Below are 25676 nucleotides of genomic sequence, written 5' to 3' on the forward strand. Positions count from 1 at the left end.
ACGCCGCCTGAGCGCCGAGCGACACGTCGCCGGCACCAACCCGACGCACGCCCATGCGGACGCCGGGTTGGTGTTTATGCTCCGGCTGGAGCCAGCATCGCGGTAGAGCCCAGAACAAAACGAGAGCACAGAAATTTTGCCAAAGCCTGCTTGGGCCGTCTCGCCATCTCAAGCAGTTGCGTAGCGGGGAGAGTATGAATTTGAACAGGGTAGTTGTGACCGGCTTGTCGGCGTTGTCGCCCATTGGCGCCGATCTGGAAACGACCTGGACCAATCTCTTGGCCGGGAAATCCGGGATCGGCCCGATCACACAATTTGATGCCAGTGAATACGCCACCACCATCGCCGGTGAAGTCTCTGACTTTAATGTAGAAGACTTTATCGAACGCAAACAGGCCCGGCGCATGGACCGTTTCACCCAATTCGCCGTAGCGGCCACGCAGATGCTCTTCGAAAACGCCCAATGGCAGATTCCGGAAGAGGAACAAGGTGACGTCGGGACGCTTTTGGGCTGCGGGCTCGGGGGGTTGAAAACCATTGAGGAATTCCACACCAAATTGATGAAATCAGGTCCCAAACGGGTCTCTCCGTTCTATATCCCGATCCTGATCTCCAACATGGCCCCGGGGCAGATCTCCATCAGCACCGGCGCCAAAGGGCCCAATTTGGTGACCACCTCCGCGTGTGCCTCCGGCCTGCACGGCATCGGCTACGCCTACACCGACATCATGCTCGGCCGGGCCAAGGCCATGATTTGCGGCGGAGTGGAATCGACCATCACGCCGATGGGCGTTTCCGGCTTCAACGCCATGCGGGCCCTGTCGACCCGCAACGATGATCCGACCAGGGCCTCACGCCCCTTTGACCAGGGCCGTGACGGCTTTGTCATGGCTGAAGGGTGCGGCCTGCTCCTGCTCGAATCGCTCGATCATGCCCTGGCCCGAGGCGCCCGCATCTATGCCGAGGTTGTCGGTTTCGGCGCTTCGGCCGACGGCTACCACATGACCGCCCCCAAGGAAGACGGCGAGGGCATGTCCCGCTGCATGCGGGCAGCCATCAAGGAAGCCGGGGTGCAGCCTGAGGATATCGACCATATCAACGCCCACGGCACATCGACAGCGCTCAACGATCTCTGCGAGACCCGGGCCATCAAGGATGTTTTTGGGGACCGTGCCACATCCATTCCAGTCACCGCCAATAAATCCATGGTCGGACACCTGCTCGGTGCAGCCGGCGGTCTCGAAAGCGTCATTTCGGTCAAAACACTTGATGAAGGCAAGATCCCCGGGACGATCAACCTCGAGAACCCGGAACCCGAATGCGACCTGGACTATGTCGCCGACGGGACCCGAGAGCAGTCAGTGCAATACGCGCTGTGCAATTCATTCGGCTTCGGCGGAACCAATGCCACCATGCTCTTTAAGCAGTACGACGGGAAATAAGGACCACGCCATGCAGCACTTGCTCCAGACCGACCCAGATATGGCCAAGGCAATCGATCTCGAACACCAACGGCAATTGAGCAAGATCGAACTCATCGCCTCGGAAAATTTCACATCCGCCGCCGTTCGCGAGGCCACCGGCTCGATCATGACCCACAAATACGCCGAAGGGTATCCTGGCAAGCGGTATTACGGCGGCTGCGAATTCGTGGACATGGCCGAAGAACTCGCCCGGGAACGGGCCTGCCAGCTCTTCGGGGCCGAGTACGCCAACGTCCAGCCCCATTCGGGCTCCCAGGCGAACATGGCGGTCTATTTCGGGGCCTTGAAGCCAGGCGACACCATCATGGGCATGGATCTGTCCCACGGCGGCCATCTGACCCACGGCGCTCCGGTGAGCTTCTCCGGCAAGCTCTTCAAAACCGTGTTCTACGGTGTGGATCAAGCCACTGGGATCATCGATTACGAGCAGGTCGCCGAACAGGCCCGCACGCATCGCCCCCAACTGATCATTGCCGGGGCCAGCGCCTACCCCAGGGAAATCGACTTCGCCCGATTCCGGGCTATTGCCGACGAGGTCGGCGCCCAACTCATGGTCGATATGGCCCACATCGCCGGTCTTGTCGCCACCGGGCTGCACGCCTCTCCCATCGGCCATGCCCATTTCACGACCTCGACGACCCACAAGACACTGCGCGGCCCGCGCGGCGGACTCATCCTCAGCGGTTCTGAATTTGGCAAGACACTGAATTCCCAGATTTTTCCCGGTATTCAGGGTGGACCGCTCATGCATGTCATCGCCGCCAAAGGGGTGGCGTTTGGCGAGGCCCTGCAACCGAGCTTTCGCGCCTATCAGGAGCAGGTCGTGGCCAACGCTCAGGCACTGGGCCACGCCCTGACCGAGACCGGTTTCGACCTCGTCTCCGGCGGGACCGATAACCACCTCCTGCTTGTCGATCTGACGCGCAAGAACATCACCGGGAAAGATGCTGAAGCTGCCCTGGACAAAGCCGGAATCACCGCCAACAAGAACACGGTCCCTTTTGAGACCCGTTCTCCTTTCGTGACCTCCGGTATCCGCCTAGGCACACCGGCAGTAACCACCCGCGGCATGACCGCCGAGCACATGCATCAGATCGCGGCCTGGATCGAAGCCGCGCTGGACAATATGGACAACGAAACTCGCTTGCTGGAGATCAACAAGGAAATTGCCGCCTTCGCCGGTGAATTCCCGCTATTCATCTCCCAGCCTGGGGCGGACCTCTCCTCATGACCCCCCGTCTGCCCTGGCCCGACTATTTCATGCGCATAGCGCATCTTGTGGCCGAGCGCTCGACATGCCTGCGGCGCCGGGTTGGGGCGATTGCGGTCAAGGACAACCGTATCCTGGCCACCGGGTACAACGGCGCTCCTGCCGGCTTGGCCCATTGTCTGGATATCGGGTGTCTGCGGGAAAAAATGGGGATCCCCTCCGGGGAACGCCACGAATTGTGCCGTGGACTGCACGCTGAACAAAACGTCATTATTCAGGCCGCAGTCCACGGCATTCCTCTCAAGGGCGCCGAGATTTTCTGCACCACGCAGCCGTGTCTGATCTGTACCAAAATGCTTATCAATTCCAACATTACGGCTATCTATTTCGCTGAAGGCTATCCCGATGCCTTGGCGCGGGAGATGCTGGAAGAAGCCGGTGTCGTCTATGAGCGATTTACGCCTGCCGCAGAACGCTAAAGAAGCGGTGATGCAGCACGCGGTAGAACTGGGCGAAACCGGCTTCGGCCGAACCGCGCCAAATCCCTGCGTCGGAGCGGTCATCACCCGCAATGGAGCGGTTATGGCCGAAGGATACCACACCGCTTGCGGGGCGCCCCACGCCGAAGTCGAAGCCATTGCCCAGGCCAGGGCAGCTGGAGTGGACTTGTCGGAATGCACCTTGTGGGTCACATTAGAACCGTGCAATCATCACGGCAGGACCCCTCCGTGCACCAAAGCCATCATCGAAGCCGGCATCCGCAGCGTGGGCATTGGCACCCTGGACCCCAATCCCCATGTGGGTGGCGGCGGAACCGCTTTTCTGCGTGACCAGGGCGTGGAGGTGGAGGTGGGTATTCTGGAACCGGCATGCCGGGACCTCATAGCCGATTTTCTTCTTTGGCAACAGGAAAAACGCCCTGGTGTCCTGCTCAAACTCGCGGCCACTCTGGATGGAAAAATCGCTACCCGCAGCGGCCATTCGGCCTGGGTCAGCGGCCCGGAAGCCCGCGAGGAGGTGCATGGACTGCGCGGCCGGGTCGATGGTGTTCTCGTTGGAGGCGGGACCTTGCGCGCGGACAATCCCCGCCTGACTTGTCGCAGTGAAAGGGCCCTGAATAAACAGCCCTTGGCCCTGGTCGTCACCTCCCGCTTGCCTGAGGCCCAGGACGATCTCCACCTGCTGCGCCATCGGCCGCAGGAGACCATCTTCTGGACGACTGACGACCAATCCCGGACGCCCCAGGCCGATGCCCTGCGCGCCCTGGGCTGCCGGATCTGGGATCTGCCGCTCACCGCTTCCGGGATGCTCGATCTTCGGGCCGGACTGACACATTTTTTTGATCAAGGCCTGGGCCACACCATCCTCTGTGAAGGCGGCGGCCGATTGGCTCTGGCTTTGGCCGAGCAAGGTCTTGCTGACAGACTACGCCTGTACTTGGCCCCGAAAATCCTGGGCGACGCGACAGCGATCAATCTTTTTTCCGGCCGGGACGAACTGGATATGGGGCAGGCGTTGCCCTGGCGTTTCACCCGCTCGCGGCAGGTCGGCGCTGATATGTGTCTGGAATTACGCCCTCAGACACAGCAGGGGGCCGCTCGAAACGGTGCCCCCGAATCGATCCCAGCCCCCCGGTCGCGGTAGTCGAAAGGACGATCATCCATGTTCACCGGACTTATTCTCGGCGTCGGAACTGTGAGCGCCCTGGACAAAAAAGGCGATGAAAGCCGTCTCCGCATCCGTCCCCACTTCTCACTGACCGACTGCGAGTACGGGGAAAGCATCGCCGTCAACGGAGTCTGCCTGACCGTGGAGACCTTTGGACGGGATTGGTTTACGGTCTACGCCTCTGCCGAAACATTGCGCCGCTCCAATCTCGGCGGCCTGCGCCCCGGAGATGCCGTGAATCTTGAGCGCGCCCTGGCCGTGGGCGACAGGCTCGGCGGCCATCTGGTCAGCGGCCATGTGGATTGTCTGGCCCGCATCGAACAGATCACTGCGGCCGGCCAGTCCACCGCCTACACCCTGGGCTTCCCCAAACAATGGGGACCGTTCGTGGTCGACAAGGGATCGGTCTGCCTCGATGGGATCAGCTTGACCGTCAATGCCTGTACACCAACGACTCTGGCCGTAAATATCATCCCGACCACGCGAAAGGAGACGACCATCGCCTCGTGGCAGGTCGGCTCTCAGGTCAATATGGAAGTCGACATCATCGGAAAATACGTCCAGAAAATGGTTGCTCCCTGGAGCGGAGAGCCGGCAGGCGAGCCGGAAACCGGCCAGGGTCTGACCCTGGATTTTCTCCGCGAGCACGGTTTTTAAAGACAGGAACCACGTGTACCGGATCTGTGCGCAGCCGCGGGTCCGGACGGGACGTTGAACTTGTTGCAACACCTATCACTACCGGGACACCCCGGAGACTGAGGACACCATGCCTGTTTGTACGCCAGAGGAAGCCATTGAAGAAATCCGTCAAGGCCGCATGCTCATCCTGGTCGACGACGAAGATCGCGAAAACGAGGGCGACCTGACCATTGCCGCAGAACATATCACGCCTGAGGCCATCAATTTCATGGCCACCCACGGACGGGGGCTCATCTGCCTTGCCCTGGCCCCGGAATGGGTCGACCGCCTTGAACTGCCGATGCAGCCCCGGCGCAACGAATCCAAATTCGGCACCGCCTTCACCGTCTCCATTGAGGCCGCTCAGGGAGTGACCACCGGGATTTCCGCACACGACCGGGCCACAACCATTCAGGCTGCGGTCCAGGAAGATGTCACCCCGGACGATATCAGCACACCGGGACATATCTTCCCTTTGCGCGCCCGCAACGGCGGAGTCCTGGTCCGCGCCGGTCAGACCGAGGGCAGTGTCGATCTGAGCAAACTGGCCGGATGCAAACCAGCCTCGGTGATCTGCGAGATCATGCGTGAAGACGGCACCATGGCCCGGATGCCGGATCTGGAGGTCTTTGCCGAAAAGCACGGCCTGAAGATCGCGACCATTGAAAGTCTGATCCGCTACCGCTCCAAATTCGATTCCCTGGTCACCGCCGTGGGCGAAGCGCAATTGCCGACGAAATTCGGTCACTTCCGGGCTGTCGCCTACGAGAGCGAGATCGAAGACCATACCCATTTGGCCCTGGTCAAAGGGGAAATCCACGAAGACGAGCCGATCCTGGTCCGGGTCCACAGCCAATGCCTGACCGGGGACATCTTCGGCAGCCTCCGTTGCGACTGTGGCAATCAACTCCAGAACGCCATGCGCATGATCGAAGAGGAAGGCAACGGCATCCTGCTGTATATGCGCCAGGAAGGCCGGGGGATCGGCCTGGGCAACAAAATCCGCGCTTACCACCTCCAGGACCAGGGCAAGGATACGGTCGAAGCCAATCTCGAACTCGGCTTTGAACCCGACCTCCGCGATTACGGTATCGGGGCCCAGATCCTTGTCGATCTTGGGGTCCAGAAAATGCGTTTGATGACCAACAATCCCAAGAAGGTCGTTGGCCTGCAGGGTTACGGGCTGGAGATTACGGACCGTGTCGGCCTGGAGACCACGCCCTGTGAGGAAAACCTCTGCTACCTGCGCACCAAGCAGGAGAAAATGGGCCATATGTTCACTCAGGAATACGGCACAGGGGAATAATCGACCGCCTCGCCCCCCCGGGACAATTCTTGTCCGGGGCCGCTTCAGGCCTTGGGTGCAACAACGGGAGAGGGGCGGAGATCAACGGCGCCGGGTCCAGCGAACCGGCGCCCGATGAACGCAGCAGGAGAACTCGACATGCAAGAGCTACAGACCATCGAAGGACACCTCACAGGCCAGGGATTGCGCTTCGGCATCATCGCCACCCGGTTCAACGACTTCATTGTCGACCGGCTCATCTCCGGGGCCGTGGATTATCTGGTCCGCCACGGCGTTGACCGGGCTGATATAACCCTTATCCGTCTTCCCGGTGCCTTTGAAATGCCCCTGGTGGCCAAGCGGATCGCAGCCTCACAAAAATACGACGGCATTATCTGCCTGGGCGCCATCATCCGTGGCGCCACCCCCCACTTTGATTTTGTGGCCGCTGAAGCCAGCAAAGGCTTGGCCCAGGTCGCCCTCGACGCCGAAATACCGGTCGGTTTCGGTATCCTGACCACGGATACCCTGGAACAGGCCATTGAGCGCGCCGGGAGCAAGGCCGGCAACAAGGGCGTGGAAGCGGCACAGGCAACCCTTGAAACGGCTCAAGTCATGAGCCAGCTGTAGGAAGGCTATGGCCAAAAGCACTAAATCAGCACGGCGCCTGGGGCGGCAGACTGCCTTTCAGGTGCTGTATTCTTTGAATTTCCAAGAGTCGCACGGCAACGGACTGGCTCTTTTGCAACGGACCTTCACCCATTTGATCGAACAGGAGGAGGTCGGAGAGGCAGCCGCTGATTTCGCGTGGGAACTGGTCCAGGGCGTCTGGGAAAACCGGGACGAGCTGGACGAGCTCATCAGTCGCCACTCGCAGCATTGGCGTGTGGGACGCATCGCCAAGATCGAACTCTCCATTTTGCGTCTGGCGCTGTATGAAATGTACTTCCGCTCGGACATCCCCCCGAAGGTAGCGATCAACGAGGGTGTCGAACTGGCCAAGGAATTCGGTGACGAACAGTCCCGGGGCTTCGTCAACGGCATTCTGGATGCGGCCGCCAAAGCCTGCCCGAAACGGTGACCTCCGAGGGCCAGAGGCGACAAGGCCGTGGACTTTTTCCCGACCATCAACACAACCGCAGAAAGGATACAGGACGCGCCATGGAGGAATACACTCCCCAGCACATAGAAACCACCTGGCAGGACGCATGGTCCAGGAACCGGGATTTTGACACCGCAGTCGATCCTGACAAGCCCAAGTATTATGTCTTGGAAATGTTTCCCTATCCCTCCGGGCGGATCCATATGGGCCATGTCCGCGTCTACACCATCGGCGATGTCATTGCCCGCTTCAAGCGTATGCGCGGCTACAATGTCTTCCATCCTATGGGCTGGGACGCGTTCGGACTGCCAGCGGAAAACGCGGCCATCAAGCACGGTACGCATCCGGCCAAATGGACCTACGCCAACATCACGGAAATGCGCCAGCAACTCCAACGGCTCGGGTACTCCCTGGAATGGCAGCGAGAACTGGCCACCTGTCATCCCGGCTATTACAAATGGGAACAGCTCTTTTTCCTCAAGCTGTATGAAAAAGGGCTCATCTACCGCAAAAAGGCGCCCGTGAACTGGTGCCCCGGCTGCAACACCGTGCTGGCCAACGAACAGGTCGAAGAAGGGATGTGCTGGCGCTGCGACAGCGAGGTCGAGCACAAGGAACTCGCCCAATGGTTCGTACGTATCACTGCTTACGCCGACGAATTGCTGCAGGACCTGGATAAACTGGACGGGACCTGGCCCGAACGGGTGATCACCATGCAGCGCAATTGGATCGGCAAAAGCTACGGTTCGGAAATCGATTTTCAGGTCGACGGGCTTGAGGAGTCGATCCGGGTCTTCACCACCCGCCCGGACACCCTCTACGGCGCGACATTCATGAGCCTGGCCCCGGAGCATCCGCTTGTCGAGACGTGCATTGCCCGCGCCGAGGACCCAGAGGCAGTGCGGGCCTTTGTCGAGCGTATCCGCAACCAGGACCGCAATATCCGCTCCATAGAGGAGCAGGAAAAAGAAGGGATCTTCACCGGCTCCTATTGCCTCAATCCGGTCACCGGGGAGCGGATGCCCATCTATGTCGCCAATTTTGTGCTCATGGAATACGGCACCGGAGCGGTCATGGCTGTGCCGGCCCATGACCAGCGGGACTTTGAATTCGCCACCAAATACAATCTTCCCATCCGCGTGGTCATTCAACCGGACAATGAGGCCTGCCTGGAGGAAACCACCTTGGAACAGGCCTATACGGAACCCGGCATTCTGGCCCAGTCCGGACCGTTCACCGGCCAGGACAACGAATCCGCCAAGCAGGCGATCACCGAACACCTTGAGGCCAACGGCCAGGGCACGCAAACCGTGCAATACCGGCTGCGGGATTGGAATATCTCCCGGCAGCGGTATTGGGGCGCCCCCATCCCGATGGTCTATTGCGACACCTGCGGGGTCCAGCCCGTTCCCGCCGAGGACCTGCCCGTGGACCTCCCCCTCGAGGTCCAGACCAACCCCGACGGCCGTTCCCCCCTTCCGGACAGCGAAGCCTTTGTGCACACCACGTGTCCCCAATGCGGCGGAATCGCTCAGCGCGAGACAGACACCATGGACACCTTTGTCGAATCGAGCTGGTATTTTGCCCGTTACACCGCCTCGCGCCTGGAGTCGGCCCCCTTTGACAAAGAGGCTCTGGACTATTGGCTGCCGGTGGACCAATACATCGGCGGCATTGAGCACGCCATTTTACACCTGCTCTACGCCCGCTTTTTTACCAAAGCCTTGCGCGATCTGGGGTATATGGATCTTGACGAACCGTTTCAGCACCTGCTGACCCAGGGCATGGTTCTCAAGGATGGGGCCAAGATGTCCAAGTCCAAGGGCAACATCGTTGACCCCAACGAGATGCTGGAGACCTACGGCGCGGACACCACCCGTTTGTTCACTCTGTTCGCGGCGCCGCCGGAACGGGATCTGGACTGGAACGACAAGGCCGTCGAGGGGGCCTACCGTTTTCTGGCCCGCCTGTGGCGCATGGGTCAGGACCTCTCCGGTACGCTTCCGACCCTGCCCGCATGCGCGCCGCTGCCAGCGGGCGAACTCTCCGAGACCGCTGCCGCGTTACGCCGCAAGGAGCACCTCACAGTCCAGAAGGTCTCCGCGGACATGGAAGAAAAATTCCAATTCAATACAGCCATTGCCGCAGTGATGGAACTGGTCAACGAGATTTCCGCCGCTCGGGAATCCTTGCTGGCAAGCGAAACGGACCGTCACGCCCTGGGCTCGGCTCTGGCCACGACACTGACCTTGCTTGCGCCCATGACGCCCCATCTTTGCGAAGAGTTGTGGCAGCGGCTCGGGCACACGACGCCGCTGGCCCAGACCGGCTGGCCGACGTACGATCCCGACGCCCTGCGGCAGGACGAGGTCCAGATTGTGGTCCAGGTCAACGGCAAATTGCGGGGCAAGATCGCCGTAGCCACGGATGCGGCAAAAGAAACCATCCAGGAGGCCGCGCTCGCTCATGAAAACGTCCAGCATCACATCTCCGGCAAGGAAATCAAGAAAGTCATTGTCGTTCCGGGCAAACTGGTCAATGTGGTCGCGGCCTGAATACGCATTCACGCTCCTGCTGGCCGTGCTCATGTTGCTCGCCGGCTGCGGCTACCATTTGAGTTCTGCAGCGCCGGTCGCCTTGCCCCAGGGCATGACCCGGTTGGCTCTGGATAGCGTCAGCCAACCGAGCACCGAGTCCTGGATGGAGCCGTATCTCCGTCGCAGCCTGCGCGATGAATTGGCCCGCCGGGGCCAGATCACCTGGGTCAGCCGGGACGCGGCCCAGGGACTGATCCGGCTCAAGGTCACCTCCTATTCCGACTCGGGATTGCGGCAAAGCAGCGACGAGGACACCGTCAAATCCGAAATTCGGATCGCCGGTGAGGCCCAGATCTTCGAGTCTGCGTCCTCACAGCGGGTCTGGAACTCCGGCCAGGTCCAGACCAACGTTTCCTACCAAACTGACAATGAGAGCAGTACCGCTGCCGGCAAAGACGCTGTGGACGACTTCATCGAACGGCTCGTCGACCGGCTCGGCAGTGGCTTTTGAACTGCTCTTTCGTGCCAAACGAAACACTCGGGTCTGATTTCTCCCTCTTGCGTGGTCCCGGGGGACACGGAACATCCCCCGGACTTCACGATCTGCCTGAACTGACTGTTGAAAAATGGTTCTTTGACGGATCCTGTGGATTTTTGGAGTTTGCCGTCTCTTCTGTGTGCCACTTTCGGCCCGGTATTTTCTAAATCCCGCCAAAGGGGGATCCTTGCCCCCTCCGGACTCTCAAGTGGAACAGAACTCCAGGTGTCGAAGATGGCCCTTTTTGCATCGGAATCCGCCTGGGAGCATTCAGTTCGCGGTCCGGTTTCCCCCTTTTGGCGGGACCAAGAAAATGTGCGGGCCTTTCGCTCGAAGCACACAGAAGAGACGGCAAACTTTTGCGTCTGAAATTCCATGCTCTGTGACGAAGAGCCTGAAAAATGTCATATAATACAGGCCGCTCAAAAATCCCAAGGGACGGCGACAAAACGTTCACGGTCGCAGCGTAGCTATCCGTACGCAAGAGTTTGAACGTTTTGCAGCTGTCTGCCATTGGGAAATTTTCAACCTGGTAAAGACCGCCGTGGTAACAGTCCTGCGCCTGAAGGAGCGTCCATGTCCCGACCGGGCTTTCTTTTCTGTTTCTGCCCCGACAGCCAGTGGTTGCAAAAGCGGCTCACGGCCTTGCTCCAAAAGGACGGGGAGGTCTGGGACCGTCACATCTATTGGGCGGACGAAGAGTTCCCCGAACGGTTGTGGGAAGACCTGACCCTGACCTCGCTGATCGGGGGCAAACGGGCGGTCATCCTCCGCCGGGCCGAGGCCCTTAAAGCTGAAGACTGGAAAAAGTTCAGCCCCCTTCTGCGCAGTTTCAATCCCCAGGTCTGGCCGATATTCTGCCTTGAGCACGAATGGAAACGAAGCACCCCTTCCATTCCCGCCGGTTTGCAGCACCGCCCGTTTTGGAAGCTGGCGCAGCAAAAGAAATGGATCTGGCAGTCGCCTGGCCTGACGCGCGAAGCCCTGCCGGAATACCTTCAGCGCTGGGCTCGGGCTCGCTCGATAACGCTTCCGGCCGTAGTACAGGAAAAGGCGGCCCAACGCTTGCCCCTCCAGGTCGCCGCCCTTGACAATGAACTGGCCAAACTTGAGCTTCTCGCCAAGGATCGCGGCAACACACTCCAACTCGAGGACCTGGAGGTCATCACCCACGAACCGGACCTCGACATTTTCGCGTTCATGAGTTCGCTCCAGGAGGGAGGCGCCAATCTCCAGATCTGGCGGACCGTCTTCCACGACCGCCTGGGCTCTGATTCCGAGATGGTCTTTCCCTTTCTGGGCCTGTTGGTTCGCGAAGCCCGGCTCTTGTGGCAGCTTGAGTACGGGCCGGTGGAGGGCATCCGGTTGCCGCACAGGGTCAAAAACCGCAAGGCAGCCCTGGCCCGGCAGCTCGGCGGCCCCCGGCTGACGCAAATCTGGTCCTTGGCCCTGGAGGCCGAGGCCGGCATCAAGTCGGGCGAGCGCACCCCGGACCAGGCTTTGGAAACATTGCTCACCGGCCTGATGCGCCTGTTTCGCAGCTGACGGGAGTCGACCAGCCGCCCGCTGGCATCGCATCTCTCCGGTTCCCGACCCGCCTTTTAAAGCGCTGTGCAAAGTGACTGGACACCATAACAGGAAGGTGCGCATGCCCCGGCAGGAAAGCAAACCCCACTATATTGGTCATCGCCAGCGGCTCAAATCCCGCTTCGACGCCTCGCCGGAATCCGTCCCGGACTACGAAATTCTGGAACTTTTACTCGGGTACGCCCTGCCCCAGCGCGACACCAAACCTCTGGCCAAGGATCTGCTGGCCCGGTTCGGCACCCTCGGCTCTGTGCTGACCGCCTCCGGCCAAGCGCTTCAAGACGTGCCGGGCGTCGGCCCCGGTGTGGGGCTTTTTTTCACCCTCCTGCAGGAAACCCGGGCCCGGCAGGAACAAAGCGGCCTGCTCGGCCGGGACGTCCTCTCCTCCCCGGAGCGCGTCGCCCGCATGGCCCGGGAGCGATTCGGCCGTTTGAGCCACGAAGAGTTCTGGGTCGCCCTGGTGGACAACAAGAACCGACTTTGTGATTTTTGTCGGCTATTCACCGGTACTGTGGATCAGACCGCCGTCTATCCCCGCGAAGTCCTCCGGCTGGCCCTGACCAAACAGGCCTCCGGGCTGATCCTGGTCCACAACCATCCCGGCGGCGACCCGACACCATCCCCCCAGGACAAGGATCTCACCAACCGTCTCCTGTCCGCCTCCCGGGAACTCGGCTTCCGCATTCTGGACCATGTCATCGTCTGTGAAGAAGCGTTTTTCAGCTTCCAGTCCTCGCACATGCTCTGAGTCCATCCCGGAGCAGGCAGCGGCCTGATCTGACAACCGGAACCACGAAACCGCCGCCCTGTCTCTCAGTAGCCCGCGCCCTTGTCCGGCCCTGAAAGCCGGGGGGAAATCTTTTTTTCGTCAACGGGGTTGCAAATCAATTCTGATGATTTATTGTTTTCCAGTATCCGCCTGAAATCGGGCGCAACACGAATGAACACCCAGCCTGAGGCCCTTATCCGGGCCGCCGCAACGACCGACAACGACCCTGTGCCAAGCAGACGAGGATAAAGGAGTCACACGAATGAGCACATCTGAGGTATATATCCTGGACCCCACCACCGGCCAGCTGGCAGCCTCGGAAGACGACAGCCAGGGAGGAACAACCCACGCTGTGATCCAGAAAACCAACGGCGACGACGAGCACTCCCTGGATGAAATCCCTGAAACCCTGCCTTTGCTGGCAGTACGGGACATCGTCGTTTTTAATTACATGATTCTGCCCCTGTTCGTGGGGCGGGACAAATCCGTCAAATCTGTGGAGGCCTCGCTCAACGACAGCCGGTACATTTTCATCGCCACCCAGCGCGACGAAAAAAACGACGACCCCGGTCCTGAGGATCTCTATGAGATCGGCACCGTCGGCCTGATCATGCGCATGCTCAAAATGCCCGACGGCCGTCTCAAAGTGCTGGTCCAGGGGGTTTCGCGGGCCAGGATCAAACAGTTCACGCAACACGACCCGCACCACCAGGTCGAGGTCGAGCTGATTGCCGAAGCCGAAACGCCGGAAATCACCCCGGATGTCGAAGCCCTGATGCGTTCGGCCCGCGAGCAGAGCGAAGAGATCATCTCCCTGCGCGGCATCGACGCCTCGGAAATCATGTCCGTACTGAATAACGTCGACGAACCGGGCCGCCTGGCCGATCTGATCGCCTCGAACCTGCGCATGAAGACTGAGCACGCCCAGTCCATCCTCGAATGCCAGGATCCCATCGAACGGCTGTCCCTGGTCAACAAACAGCTCTTGAACGAGGTGGAAATCGCCTCCATGCAGGCCAAGATCCAGAATATGGCCAAAGAGGGCATGGACAAGGCCCAAAAAGAGTTTTTCCTGCGCGAACAACTCAAGGCTATCCGCTCCGAGTTGGGCGAAGGCGCGGATGTGGACGAAGAGTTTGAGGAGCTGCGCGAGGCACTGGACAAAGCCGGTCTGTCCAAGGACGTCAAAAAAGAGGCCGACAAACAGCTCAAGCGCTTGGAATCCATGCACCCCGAATCCTCGGAAGCCACAGTCATCCGGACCTATCTGGAATGGCTCGTTGAACTGCCGTGGAAAAAGACCTCCAAGGACCGCCTGGACATCAAGCAGGCCGAGAAAATCCTCAATGAGGACCACTACGACCTGCAGAAGGTCAAGGAACGCATCCTGGAATACCTCTCGGTGCGCAAACTCAATCCGAAGATGAAGGGGCCGATCCTCTGCTTTGTCGGCCCTCCCGGCGTGGGGAAAACCTCCCTGGGCCGTTCCATTGCCCGGTCGTTGAACCGGAAATTCGAACGCATGTCCCTCGGCGGCATGCGCGACGAGGCCGAAATCCGCGGCCACCGGAGGACCTATATCGGCTCCATGCCCGGGCGCATTATCCAGGGCATTAAAAACGCCGGCACCCGCAACCCGGTCTTCATGCTCGATGAGATCGATAAGGTCGGCAACGACTTTCGCGGCGACCCCTCGTCGGCGCTGCTGGAAGTCCTGGACCCGGAGCAGAATTATTCCTTCACCGACCACTACCTGAACGTGCCCTTCGACCTCTCCAAGGTCATGTTCATCTGCACCGCGAACATGTTGGACACCATTCCTTCGGCCCTTCTGGACCGCATGGAAGTCATCCGCTTGCCCGGCTACACCGAGCAGGAAAAGGTTCGCATCGCCCGGCGCTATCTCCTGCCACGGCAGATCAAGGAAAACGGGCTCAAAGAGGAATGGGTCAAAATCAGCGACAACACCATCTCCCAAATCATCCGCGACTACACCCGGGAAGCCGGTTTACGGAACCTGGAACGGGAGATCGGATCGGTTTGCCGCAAGATGACCCGCAAGGTCGCTGAGGGCAAAGAAGGCCCCTTCCGGGTCACACCGCAAAACCTCTCCAAATACCTGGGCGTGCCGCCCTATCAGGAAGACGAGAGGGAACTGGAACTGCCCCCCGGCGTCGCCGTCGGCCTGGCCTGGACCCCGGCCGGAGGAGAAATCATGCACGTCGAGGTCACGCCCATGCCTGGCAAGGGCAAACTGACCCTGACCGGACAACTCGGGGAAGTGATGAAGGAAAGCGCCAAGGCTGCGCTCAGCTACGCCCGCAGTCGGGCTGAGAAACTCGGTCTGGACCACGACTTTGCCGATAAAAAGGATCTGCATATCCACGTGCCGGCCGGTGCCACGCCCAAGGACGGCCCCTCCGCCGGGGTCACCCTGGTCACGGCCGTACTCTCGGCCCTGACTGAGACGCCGATCCGGCCCGATGTGGCCATGACCGGGGAAATCACTCTGCGCGGCCGGGTCCTCCCGGTCGGCGGGATCAAAGAAAAGATCCTTGCCGCTGTAGCCGCCGGAATGCGCACGGTGATCATCCCGGCCCGCAACGAGAAGGACTTCAAGGAGATCCCTTCCGAATTGCGCCGGAATATCAAGATCCATACTGTAGAAAGTATCGACGAGATCTGGCCCCTGGTCCAGCAGGTCAGCGGACCGGACACCGAATCGAACGGTGAAAAATAATCCCGACAGGCTTCTGGTCCTGCAGCCCAGAACCCACAAGGCCGCCCGAAAGAAATTTCGGGCGGCCTTGTCTCTTTTGGGGCCGGTGAAAACACCTCAGTTTGTCATGCCGAGACCACATTGCTCCTGCAAGCCCCTGTGAACAAGGGCAACGGGTGGTCGGGCAAAGCAACTCCTTGGCTTTTGAATCCCGTCACAAAACATGGCATACAAGCACGCAACCGTATCCACCGAGACTGCCTGCGAGGACCAATTTTATGCGTCTGACCATTTTGGTTGACAATTGCACCTGTATCGATCGCTATTTCCTGGCCGAGCCGGCCCTGTCCATCTTTATTGAGGACCAGGGACAGCGCATCCTTTTTGATTGCGGCTACAGCGATGTCTTCCTCCACAACGCGGTCCGGGCGGGCATCGACTTGCTCCATCTCGATTTTCTGGCCTTTTCCCACGGCCACCTCGACCACACCTGGGGACTCGATGCACTCATCCGGCGCATCACGGAAGCCCGGCTCCAGGGATTGCCACACCACCCACCACATCTTGTCGCCCATCCCCGGACCTTTGTCAGCGTTTTCGAGCCCACTGCTGGCGATATCGGAGCGTTGCTGAGCCGGGAAAAAGTCGGGCACCATTTCAACTGCACTTTCAGTACCGAGCCTGTGGCGTTGACCGAACGGTTGACTTGGCTCGGGACCATTCCCCGCCTGATGCCTTTCGAGTCCCAGGACCCCATCGGCAGCAAAGCCGACGACGAGAGACCGGATTTTCTGCCGGACGATACTGCTCTGGCTTACCGGAGCGAAAAAGGGCTGGTCATCATAACCGGTTGCTCCCACGCCGGGATCTGCAACATCGTCGAATACGCCAAGCACCTCACCGGCGAATGCCGGGTGGTGGACATCATCGGCGGACTCCATCTCCAATCCCCTTCCACGGCGCAACTTGCAGGCACCATCGGGTATCTTGAGAAAGAGGGGCTGTCCCACCTCCACGCCGGCCATTGCACGGACCTGGCATCGAAAATCGCTCTCGCCCGGACGTTGCCCCTGCGCGAAGTCGGTTCCGGGCTGAGTCTGTCGTATTGATCCCAAGGGGGGCGCCAGAATCCGGAGGGGCATGCGGCAGGCCGAAGGAAACCGCGAACCGTGATTTCGGCGCAAAAGTACGATTTGAGGGGGCAGTTCCACAAAAGCCAACTCCGAAATCATGCTTCCGACCGTGGAGCTTCCCGCCCTCCACGCCGACACTGTCTTGTCCCGTCGCCCAAGCTGCAAAAAAACTGAACCGTTTACCACCTACCTTCTTTTGGTCTCCAAGCTCTTCTCCTTGCCCCGTTGACCAGTTTAGAGCCCCCCTGCTACAAGCACGTCTGGGTGGGACATATCAATTCCAATGTGGCGTTTCCCCAATGGCGGAGACAGTCCACTCCTCTTCCGGAGCGAGGTCAGAGCGGCTACGGCCACTACATGTGAACCGCAGTACGTCTTGAACATCTCCCGCTGTCCGTCTCGCACGGCGTGATGCCTTGATCCTTCCGAGTGCCAAGACGAGGACGGTCGGTGCCTTCAGGAGCCGAACTGCATGAACCTTCCCTTTCCAAGGAGTACGAGCAATGGACCAGGCCAGCCACGATCTCACGGAAACCGCCTTCCTGACCGATTGGACAACCGACCCTCAGCAGGCCAAACCCAAATACATCTACCTGAAATCCCTCCTCGAAAACGCCGAGGGCGTGGACATCTCTTTCAAGGGCCGTCCCGGTGTGACCTATTCCCTGCGCGGGCGCCATGTCGACCAGTCCCAACGCGATCTTTTCGTCATGATCGATGTCATTGACGATGACCCTCAGGACCGCTGGCTCTCGGTCTGTTTCTATGCGGATATGGTCCAAGACCCTGAAGAATTGGGGGATATGGTGCCGGAAGGATTATTGGGAGAGGACGCCGTGTGCTTCGACCTCGACACTGAGGCCGATGTGGATACCCAGTACGTCGCCGACCGGATCAAAGAAGCCATAGAACAGGCTCGGTCCGCCTGAGGCAGCACCTCCTTTTCTCCAGCCCCCTGTAAGCAGGGGGCTCTGGCCCCCCTACCAGGCCGTTGAAAATCTCCCAATGGCAGACAGCTGCAAAACGTTTAAACTCGTACGTACGGGTACGTCCGTTGCGACCTTGCACGCTGTGTCGCCGTCCATTGGGATTTTTGCACCACCTGCATGAGAAGGAATATTTCACCAGTCAGCAAAACACTCGAAAGGGAAATTGTGGCCTGTTATCTCGGCATGGACATCCAGATCCGACGCGGCTGTTCCTACGCGGTTATCGATGCCCACGGCTTACTCCAGGCTTCCGGGTGGCTCGAAAACCCGGTGCACCAAGCCCCAACCCTGGTCCGGCAATGGCTGCCGCACGGACTGCAGGCCGTTGGACTGGATGCCCCGCGCCAGCCGTTGCCCGGCCCGCGGCACTGGTATTGGCAGCGCAACAGTGGCCAATGGATTCCACGCACCACTCAAAAAGGGTGGGGACGCCATTGCGAGGTGGTCATCAGCGCCCATGGACTGGGGCGTCCACAATGGACACCGGTGCGGGGCCAAGCGCCGGAGTGGATGGAACGCGGTTTTGCCCTCTTTGAGGTACTGGGCCATCTTGTTGCTACGGAAGAGGTCTTTCCTTCGGCGGCGTATCTCCAGCTTCAAGACAATCGGGACGTCAGTCTGTGGATCGATTTTTCGGCCTGTGCGCCGGGTCCCAAAGACATGCTTGACGCCTGGGTTGCGGCGGCCGTGCTCAGAGAATGGGCGGAAGGACGGGGAGAGGCCGTTGGAAACGGCGATGGGCTAGGACGGATCATTCTGCCGCGCCCGCTCGCACCCCCCGTGGTGACGGGGGTCCTGCACTGGCCAGCGGCTGGCGGGGTATAACTGATGGCTGTCAACTCGCCCGGGAGGCCGGAAACGCTTGCTCGGGCCGGACCAGGTTCCGCCCGGCCTGTTTGGCCATATACAAAGCCGTGTCCACCCGTTTCAACACTTCGGACAAGGAATCTTCCTGGGGCGCGAGTTCGCAGACCCCGATACTCACGGTAACCTCTCCGGCTTCCAACACCCCGGCAAGGCTGGAGCCTTCAACAAACCGTCGCAACCCTTCAGCGACCTGGCTCGCTTCGGCAACCGGGGTTTCCGGTAACAGCACGGCGAATTCCTCGCCGCCGAGGCGGGCCATAAGATCGTGCTCACGGAGCCTGCCGCGGCATTTTTGTCCAAACTGGGCCAGGACATGGTCCCCGACGTCATGACCGTAGACATCGTTGACCTTTTTGAAGTGGTCGAGATCGAGCAACAAAACCGAGAGGGGCCGGCCGTACCGGTGTGCCCGACGGATCTCCTTGGCTCCGGCCTCGAAAAAGCCCCGCCGGTTGGGCAAGTCGGTCAAAAAATCCGTTCGCGCCAGGAGCCGGTTCTCCTGAACCGTGGATTCCAGCGCGCAGGATTTGGCATGCAAGGCCGCTTTAGCCAGACGCAGCTCGTCCATGCGCCGCATGGTCAAAAGCGTCTGCTCTAAAAGGGGCATCAGCCGGTAGAGCAACTTGGCATCCGTCTGGGCACAGGCTCCGTTTTCTTCCCGAACACAGGTCAACACGGCCCGCACCCGGCCAAATGCGAACGGGGCGTGCACGGCCGCCTTGGCCCTTTCCCGGACCACACCTGGATGGCGCTGCCACTCCGGGACCGAGCGCGTGTCATAGACGACCAGCGGCTTCATCCGCTCCAGCAGGCGGCTGAACACCTCCTTTTTGCGCCAGACAGTACCCTCAAAAACACTGTCCGTACTGGAGAGTACCTTGAAGACGTCTTGGGCTTCTTCAACCAGAACAAACACCGCCGCAAAGCCGCCGGCCTGACGTAAAATGCTCAGCACGCTGTCCAGACCATCCTGGGCCGTGGTGGCACTGGTCAGATCTCGCAGTCCATCAAGCAAAATTTCGGCTACTTGCCGCGACTCCGCCTCACGCCGGCGGACCCGTTCCAGGTCAAGAAAGGCCTCGTAGAGTTCCTCGTAGTCGACCCCGGCACCGGGGTGGTTTCTGTCTGTCACTGGTGCCACCTTCAAATGGATTTGGACCTTAGAGTCCAGGCGACTATGCCGCGTATTGTCTGGCTGATTTGGCGTTTGTGCCTCCGCAGATCCCTGGGCTCAAAAAACCGCCTCCTGATCACTGAAGACGACCACGGAAATCATCAAATTGCCGTGGTGGTTGCCCCCGCCCACGAGCCGCCCCTGCTCACCGAATGTAAAACAGCCAAGATAGGGGACATCGCCCAGGACCTGGTGAATGGATTGCGCCACTTCATCGATATGCTCCTCGATGGCAACCATCGAACCGGCGCAAAAGATCACCAACGCACCAGAAATCTGAGAAGGCAGCACGTCCAGGCTGTCCAGCGCGCTTTCGGCCACCCGCCCCGCCCGCCGGATGAGACCATTGCGCGTCCCGGACATCAAAACCACTGTTTCGCCTTGTTCAACATCGGCAAACAGTCGCAAAGCCCCGTCTGGCTCGGCCCGCTCAGGATGAGCCAAAACATAGAGCGGGATGTTGTTCAGCCATCCCCGCACCCGTCCCAGAGGCCAAAACGTCGTCTTGTCAAAGATATTGCCGCCTTCGGACAAAGTCGGCCCGATCAAACCCTGGGTCCACTCGTTATACACTTCTGCAGCTGGGCGGCCGTCAATGGAGCGAATCAGGCGCCCCTCGGCTTCAGTGGCGGTACCGGACTGGGCCTGGGGCAGATACCCATTGTGGTAGGAATAGCCGATCTCCACCGAGGGAAAAAACACCGAGACGACCACGCCGTTGGACATCGTTCCGGCTTTGGTCCCCTGGGACCAGCGCCCCAGGACATCGTTGTCAGCAGTGCTCCCGCCCAGAATGGGAACATTGGTGCCCACTTCGGATTCGATACCGGCCAGGACCTGTTCCTCGCACCCCGGCGCGGTGCTGATCCAGATCAACGAGGGCAACTCCCCGGCTCGTCCGGCCTGATCCAGGGCCTGCCGGGTCGCCAGAGCTGCGGCCGCACTCGGACGATCCTCAAGAGGCACGCCGCCGGTGCCGAAAGCCCCCTGGGCATCGAAAACACTCCACAATCCAAGCACCCGTCCCGCACTGCTCGTCCACCCCCGGCGCAACAAGACACCGCGGCAGGTTGTGGCCAGGTGCACGGGCGTCTCCGGCCACGTTTGGGTCAATAGAGCCAGGACCTCTTCGACATCATAGTCTTCCGTCAACTCACAGAGAACGAAATCAGGATGGCGATCCCCTGCAGCCGCTATTCCGGCCATGGCTTCACGTGCCGCTCGCCCGGCAATTTTCTGCGTCGACCATCCCGTGGCAATCTGCATATGTGCTCCGTCCTTCTCGAGTTCGGTCTCTTCTCCTGACGGCAGGGGGAAACGGTATTGTATTCAGGCAGATGCCGCCGCCGTCAGGAAAAAAGGGCGTTGACGGCTCTGGAGGCTATCTTTTTCCGCCCCAGACCGCAATTCCCGTGCAGCGCGGTGTCGAGGACGGCTAAGCAGCGCAATCCGAGCTCACGCCATGGGAAAGCACCAAATACCGGCTTCAAGCGCACTGTCCGGGCTGCATAGCCGCGCCCAGCATTGACGGCGGGGGGACAAACCTCTAATGCACGTATGCACAGGATCTGAAGAATCTTGGACAATCTCTCCGCGGCAAAGCACGGCCACCGCCACCAGACCGTCACCCTGCTCTGATACACTGGGCCGAAAAGAACGCCACCGTTTTGCTCGCGGTCACCCTGAGGAGACCCCAATGTCGACAAATATCCCCTATGTGGCTACGGCCGATAACGCCCCGGCTCACGAGGTTCCTGCCGGTTCGAAAACCTCCATGCAGGTCCTGATCAGCGCGGAGCAGGCGCCCAACTTCGCCATGCGCCGGTTTCGCATCGAACCGGGCGGGTCCATGCCCCGGCACACCAACACAGTGGAGCACGAACAATTTGTCTTGCACGGAGCGGCTGAACTTGCCCTCGGCGATGAAACCCGGCGGGTCCAGGCGGGAGACGTCGTTCTCATTCCTGCCGGCCTACCCCACGCCTACACCTGCCTGGGCGACGAGGCCTTTGTCTTTCTCTGCCTGGTGCCCAATGCCCCGGACCATCTCGAAATCCTGGAGTGATTCGTATTCACGGCCAACGGGACCGAAAGGGAGATGCCGTCTGCCTAGGGCATGCCCTGAAAGAGGCCGCTCTTCCAGCCCAAGCAGTGTGGCAACACCGAACAACGCCCCCCGTTTGAGAACCCACCTTGGTCTCACAATCGAAAAAGCTTTCTGATCTCCCTATGACCGTTTCGTTGTCTGAACCTGTTCTCCAGGCTCGGGGGCTGAGCCGGAGCGTTGGTGAACGCCGGCTGTGGCATAATCTGGATTGTGATCTCTATCCTGGCGAGCGTCTCGGCGTGGTCGGTCCTTCGGGAACTGGCAAAAGCCTGCTCCTGCGCGCTCTGGCAGGACTGGACCGGCTTGACGCCGGCTCAATCCGCTTTCAGCACCGGGAACTCGCCGTCTGGCACGTCCCCGAATACCGCAGCCGCGTGGTCTATCTCCCCCAGCGTCCGGCCATTTACGAAACCACCCCTGAAGACGCTTTTGAACTCCCCTTTACCTTCAAGATCAACCGGGAAAAACGGTATTCGCGGCCCAACGCCCTGAAGTGGCTCCACGCCCTGGGCAGAGAAGCCGATTTCCTCCACCGCCCCGGCATTACCCTTTCTGGCGGAGAAGCCCAGATCGTGGGGCTGATCCGGGCGTTATTGCTTGAGCCGGACATCCTGCTTTTGGATGAACCCACGGCATCCTTGGACGGCGACACCGCCGCGGCCGTGGAAACAGCCGTGCGTCTCTGGCAGGAGGATGCCGCACACCGGGCGTGTTTATGGACCAGCCACGATTTGCACCAAATCCACCGCCTGACCCACCGGGTGCTCGACCTGCGAGAAGCCGTATGACCACGCTTATCGACATCGGCCCCTTCGAACTCGGCCTGGCTGCCCTGCTTATCCTCTTGAATATGGGGATCTCCATCTGGCTTCGCCTGGGGCTGGCCCGCAATCTCGCCCTGGCCGCGTTGCGCATGACCGTTCAGCTCCTGCTGGTGGGGTTTATTCTCGAGTCCATTTTCGCCTTGAACCACCCGGTGCCGGTGCTGGGCATGGGCCTGCTCATGGCCTCCCTGGCCGGGGTGTCGGCCGTGCGACGGACAAAGCGCCGATTCGCCGGCATTTATTTCAGCAGTCTCTTTTCAGTGCTCGCCGCCTCGTCCCTGGTCACCGGGGCTGCGGTCACCGGCATTCTCCGTGTTGAACCGTGGTTTACGGCCCAATACCTTATCCCGCTTTTGGGCATGGTCCTGGGGAACGCCCTGAATGGGATTTCCCTGGCCCTGGACCGTTTTATGGAAGGGGTCCTGACCCAGCGCGACCGGATCGAAACAAGCCTCACCCTGGGGGCCAGCCGCTGGGAAGCGGCCCATTTTCTGGTCCGAGACAGTTTGCGCACCGGGATGATTCCGGTAATCAACAGTATGATGGTCATGGGCCTGGTCAGTCTGCCGGGAATGATGACCGGACAGATCCTGGCCGGAGCTGCCCCGGCCGATGCGGTGCGCTATCAGATCGTCATCACCTTCATGATCGCTGCTTCCAGTGCCCTGGGCGCCTTTGGGGTGACGGTGCTTGCCTTTTTCCGCCTGTTTTCCGCGAGCCATCAACTTCGGGCCACCGAGCTCAAAGACGCCTGAAAAACACCGCCTTGACGCTGTACAGATCCTGGCCTACACGGAAACAATATTTATCCAAGAGTATCTGAGATCTCGGTAGCATTTCGAATTTTCAAAGTTTGGGATGCTGACGCCCCGTTTCTGTGCCGCGACCTCTGACCCTGGGTCCCGTTTGGCCCCCGAATCACCAAGAACTCCCTGTAAAGGAAGAACGCATGGCTGGGCATCTCCTGCTCATCGACGATTCCGCCATTTCGCGCAAAATGATCAAAGCCAATCTCCCGCCGGGAGACTACACCATCGCCGAGGCTGGAGGCGGCCGCGAGGGGCTGGAGCAGTATCAGGCCCATCGGGCGGACCTGGTCCTGCTGGACCTGACCATGCCGGACATGGACGGGTTCGAAACCCTGACCCGCCTCAAGGAGCTGGATCCTGAGGCCCGGGTGGTCATCCAGTCGGCCGATGTCCAGGAGTCGTCCAGAGAAAAAGCCTTCGCCCTTGGGGCCGAGGATTTTCTGATGAAACCGCCAAAAGCCGATGCGTTGCGTCAACTCATCGAGAGCTGCGTGTAGGGCGCTGTATGCATCTTGAAGAAGAACGCCGCGAAGCCATCGGAGAACTCGTCAATATCGGATTTGGCAGGGCAGTCGCTTCCATCGCCGACGTTCTGCACACCCGGCTCGAGATGAATGTTCCCGAGGTCCTCTCCATCCAACCCCGGGACGTCGTCGATTTCCTGATCCAAAGCCTCGGCCAGGACGGAGAGGTCAGCCTTGTCCAGGAAGCCTTCTACGGGGACTTTCTCGGGGAGGCCGTACTCGCCTTTCCTCGCCAGTCCAGCCGGGAACTCGCGGTCATGCTCAGCGAGGACTGGGGGTTCCAGCCGGATATGGAGTCTGATAATTTTGAAAAAGAGGCCTTGCTCGAAATCGGCAACCTGGTCATCGGCGCCAGCCTGGGCCAATTCGCCGAACTCCTCCAGACCCGGGTGTCCTTCAAACCGCCCCAAGTCTTCACCGAACCGCTGGAGTCCGGCCATTTTCAGCGTGAAGTCACCGAACACGACGGTTCAGTGTTGATGGTCCAGACCCACTTCCAGGTCGCGGGCCGTGAAATTTACGGCTATCTTTTTTTTCTGCTGTCCACCCGATGCCATGAATGGCTGTTCCAGGAAATCGATTCCTTTCTCGACCGGCTCGATTAGCCCAGGGTCTCGCCAAGACCGACACCACTGTGACGAAGCGCTGGACCCCAGAAGAGTCGCGTCCAGGCTACGGACAGGATAGCACAACGATTTTTTCTAAAAACTCCAGAGAACTATGCCGGCCAACACCTCTTTTGACCAAACCCAGATCTTCGACATCCTCAATCAGGGTATCGTTGTGCTCGATCGCGAGCTCTGCATCGTCTTCTGGAATGCCTGGATGGAGGAGCACAGCCGGTTGACGCGCGCCGAAGTCTTCGGCCGTCCGATCCGTGATTTCTTTCCCGAACTGGATTCCAAAGCCTTTTTCTGGAAGGTCAACAGCGTCTTCAAGCTCGGCCATTTCAGTTTCTTCGCCCAAAATGTCCACAGCTATATTTTCCCCTTCAAATCCGAGAAATACCTCGACACCAACCACGACTACATGCAACAGAGCGTGAGTCTGGCCCCATTGCGCGACGATCAAGGCCGGGTCTCGCATGTCTGTGTCCAAGTGGCCGACGAAACTGACACTGTCCTGGCCCGGGAGCGCATGGAAGAAGCCAGGTGCCAGCTCGAAGAAATGACCCGCCTCGATCCGCTGACCGGCCTGGCCAACCGGCGTCACCTCATGGAAAGCCTGTCCCGGGAACTCTCGCGCTGCGGACGCAGCGGCTCCCAGGTCACGGTAGCCATCCTGGATCTGGACCACTTCAAAGTGGTCAACGACACCTATGGCCACCTCTGCGGCGACCAAGTCCTGATCCACACCGCAAAGCGCCTGGAATCGATGCTCCGCCAGTATGACCTTGTCGGTCGGTATGGCGGAGAGGAATTCTGCGTTATTCTTCCAGAGACCTCCCTGAAGTCCGGTTTCGAGATCGTCGAGCGTTTGCGCAAAGCGGTGGCCGCGACTCCGGTCCCCTATGAGGACCTCGAGATACCGCTCACTGTCAGCGCCGGATGCGCCTGCACCGAAGACATGGAGTGCCTGTCTACCGACGCCCTATTGTTGTCTGCGGACCAATATCTTTACAAAGCCAAGGATGCCGGTCGAGACTGCGTCCAATGCTCCCTTAGCTGAGAAC

At 60.0% G+C, this 25676-nt stretch carries 24 protein-coding genes; 22 read left to right on the plus strand and 2 right to left on the minus strand.

Features of this window, described 5'->3' with window-relative positions; translation table 11 throughout:
* Positions 1-194 precede the first annotated feature (194 nt).
* The 16 genes from fabF (at position 195) to DRET_RS07160 (ending at position 18524) form a co-directional block, all read left to right on the plus strand.
* Positions 195-1442 carry a beta-ketoacyl-ACP synthase II gene (fabF, locus tag DRET_RS07085; protein ID WP_015751851.1) on the plus strand — a complete coding sequence of 416 codons (1248 nt, stop codon included), beginning with the start codon at positions 195-197 and terminating at the stop codon, positions 1440-1442.
* 10 nt (positions 1443-1452) lie between these two features.
* A complete protein-coding gene (gene glyA, locus DRET_RS07090) occupies positions 1453-2715 on the plus strand; it encodes a serine hydroxymethyltransferase (protein ID WP_015751852.1) in 1263 nt (420 codons plus the stop codon).
* The gene (locus DRET_RS07095; protein ID WP_015751853.1) at positions 2712-3173 is read left to right on the plus strand and encodes a deoxycytidylate deaminase; all 462 of its coding nucleotides are present in this window, start codon (positions 2712-2714) and stop codon (positions 3171-3173) included. The genes glyA and DRET_RS07095 overlap by 4 nt, the downstream gene beginning before the upstream one ends.
* Complete coding sequence (gene ribD / locus DRET_RS07100; protein ID WP_244147904.1) at positions 3142-4338, plus strand: bifunctional diaminohydroxyphosphoribosylaminopyrimidine deaminase/5-amino-6-(5-phosphoribosylamino)uracil reductase RibD; 1197 nt, start codon at positions 3142-3144, stop codon at positions 4336-4338. The genes DRET_RS07095 and ribD overlap by 32 nt, the downstream gene beginning before the upstream one ends.
* A gap of 18 nt (positions 4339-4356) precedes the next feature.
* Positions 4357-5019, plus strand: a complete 663-nt coding sequence (locus DRET_RS07105) for a riboflavin synthase (RefSeq protein WP_015751855.1) — start codon at positions 4357-4359, stop codon at positions 5017-5019.
* A 109-nt stretch (positions 5020-5128) separates the two neighbouring features.
* A complete protein-coding gene (locus DRET_RS07110; RefSeq protein WP_015751856.1) occupies positions 5129-6346 on the plus strand; it encodes a bifunctional 3,4-dihydroxy-2-butanone-4-phosphate synthase/GTP cyclohydrolase II in 1218 nt (405 codons plus the stop codon).
* 138 nt (positions 6347-6484) lie between these two features.
* Positions 6485-6955 (plus strand): 6,7-dimethyl-8-ribityllumazine synthase, encoded by a 471-nt coding sequence (gene ribH, locus DRET_RS07115; protein WP_015751857.1) that lies wholly within the window; start codon positions 6485-6487, stop codon positions 6953-6955.
* Positions 6956-6962: 7 nt separating this feature from the next.
* On the plus strand, positions 6963-7406 hold the full coding sequence (gene nusB / locus DRET_RS07120; protein WP_015751858.1) for a transcription antitermination factor NusB: 444 nt from the start codon (positions 6963-6965) through the stop codon (positions 7404-7406).
* Between the two features lie 80 nt (positions 7407-7486).
* A complete protein-coding gene (gene leuS / locus DRET_RS07125; protein ID WP_015751859.1) occupies positions 7487-9982 on the plus strand; it encodes a leucine--tRNA ligase in 2496 nt (831 codons plus the stop codon).
* Positions 9966-10475 carry an LPS assembly lipoprotein LptE gene (gene lptE, locus DRET_RS12990; protein ID WP_015751860.1) on the plus strand — a complete coding sequence of 170 codons (510 nt, stop codon included), beginning with the start codon at positions 9966-9968 and terminating at the stop codon, positions 10473-10475. The genes leuS and lptE overlap by 17 nt, the downstream gene beginning before the upstream one ends.
* Positions 10476-11078: 603 nt before the next feature.
* A complete protein-coding gene (locus tag DRET_RS07135) occupies positions 11079-12047 on the plus strand; it encodes a DNA polymerase III subunit delta (RefSeq protein WP_015751861.1) in 969 nt (322 codons plus the stop codon).
* Between the two features lie 103 nt (positions 12048-12150).
* Positions 12151-12837, plus strand: a complete 687-nt coding sequence (radC, locus tag DRET_RS07140) for a RadC family protein (RefSeq protein WP_015751862.1) — start codon at positions 12151-12153, stop codon at positions 12835-12837.
* 283 nt (positions 12838-13120) lie between these two features.
* Entirely contained in the window at positions 13121-15598 is a 2478-nt protein-coding gene (gene lon, locus DRET_RS07145) for an endopeptidase La (RefSeq protein ID WP_015751863.1), read from the plus strand.
* A 257-nt stretch (positions 15599-15855) separates the two neighbouring features.
* Positions 15856-16686: an MBL fold metallo-hydrolase gene (locus DRET_RS07150; RefSeq protein WP_015751864.1), complete on the plus strand. Its 831-nt coding sequence runs from the start codon at positions 15856-15858 to the stop codon at positions 16684-16686.
* Between the two features lie 527 nt (positions 16687-17213).
* Positions 17214-17639, plus strand: a complete 426-nt coding sequence (locus DRET_RS07155) for a hypothetical protein (RefSeq protein ID WP_015751865.1) — start codon at positions 17214-17216, stop codon at positions 17637-17639.
* 225 nt (positions 17640-17864) lie between these two features.
* Positions 17865-18524 carry a hypothetical protein gene (locus DRET_RS07160; RefSeq protein WP_041281943.1) on the plus strand — a complete coding sequence of 220 codons (660 nt, stop codon included), beginning with the start codon at positions 17865-17867 and terminating at the stop codon, positions 18522-18524.
* A 10-nt stretch (positions 18525-18534) separates the two neighbouring features.
* Here the strand turns inward: DRET_RS07160 and DRET_RS12995 are convergent, their stop codons facing one another.
* Positions 18535-19698: a GGDEF domain-containing protein gene (locus DRET_RS12995; protein ID WP_015751867.1), complete on the minus strand. Its 1164-nt coding sequence runs from the start codon at positions 19696-19698 to the stop codon at positions 18535-18537.
* A gap of 99 nt (positions 19699-19797) precedes the next feature.
* Positions 19798-21006, minus strand: coding sequence for an FIST signal transduction protein (locus DRET_RS07170; RefSeq protein ID WP_015751868.1), 1209 nt, complete (start codon positions 21004-21006; stop codon positions 19798-19800).
* 430 nt (positions 21007-21436) lie between these two features.
* Between DRET_RS07170 and DRET_RS07175 the strand changes: the two genes are divergently transcribed.
* The 6 genes from DRET_RS07175 to DRET_RS07200 all read left to right on the plus strand — a co-directional run bounded on the left by DRET_RS07175 (position 21437) and on the right by DRET_RS07200 (position 25672).
* Positions 21437-21805, plus strand: a complete 369-nt coding sequence (locus DRET_RS07175) for a cupin domain-containing protein (protein WP_015751869.1) — start codon at positions 21437-21439, stop codon at positions 21803-21805.
* Positions 21806-21969: 164 nt separating this feature from the next.
* Positions 21970-22635, plus strand: a complete 666-nt coding sequence (locus DRET_RS07180) for an ABC transporter ATP-binding protein (RefSeq protein WP_015751870.1) — start codon at positions 21970-21972, stop codon at positions 22633-22635.
* Entirely contained in the window at positions 22632-23426 is a 795-nt protein-coding gene (locus tag DRET_RS07185; protein ID WP_015751871.1) for an ABC transporter permease, read from the plus strand. Before DRET_RS07180 ends, DRET_RS07185 begins: the two co-directional genes overlap by 4 nt.
* Before the next feature lie 194 nt (positions 23427-23620).
* On the plus strand, positions 23621-23977 hold the full coding sequence (locus DRET_RS07190; RefSeq protein WP_015751872.1) for a response regulator: 357 nt from the start codon (positions 23621-23623) through the stop codon (positions 23975-23977).
* An 8-nt stretch (positions 23978-23985) separates the two neighbouring features.
* Complete coding sequence (locus tag DRET_RS07195) at positions 23986-24609, plus strand: chemotaxis protein CheC (protein ID WP_015751873.1); 624 nt, start codon at positions 23986-23988, stop codon at positions 24607-24609.
* A 115-nt stretch (positions 24610-24724) separates the two neighbouring features.
* Entirely contained in the window at positions 24725-25672 is a 948-nt protein-coding gene (locus DRET_RS07200) for a sensor domain-containing diguanylate cyclase (RefSeq protein ID WP_015751874.1), read from the plus strand.
* Positions 25673-25676 lie beyond the last annotated feature (4 nt).

Origin of the sequence: Desulfohalobium retbaense DSM 5692, from assembly GCF_000024325.1 — a bacterium.
GTDB classification, from domain to species: Bacteria; Desulfobacterota; Desulfovibrionia; order Desulfovibrionales; family Desulfohalobiaceae; genus Desulfohalobium; species Desulfohalobium retbaense.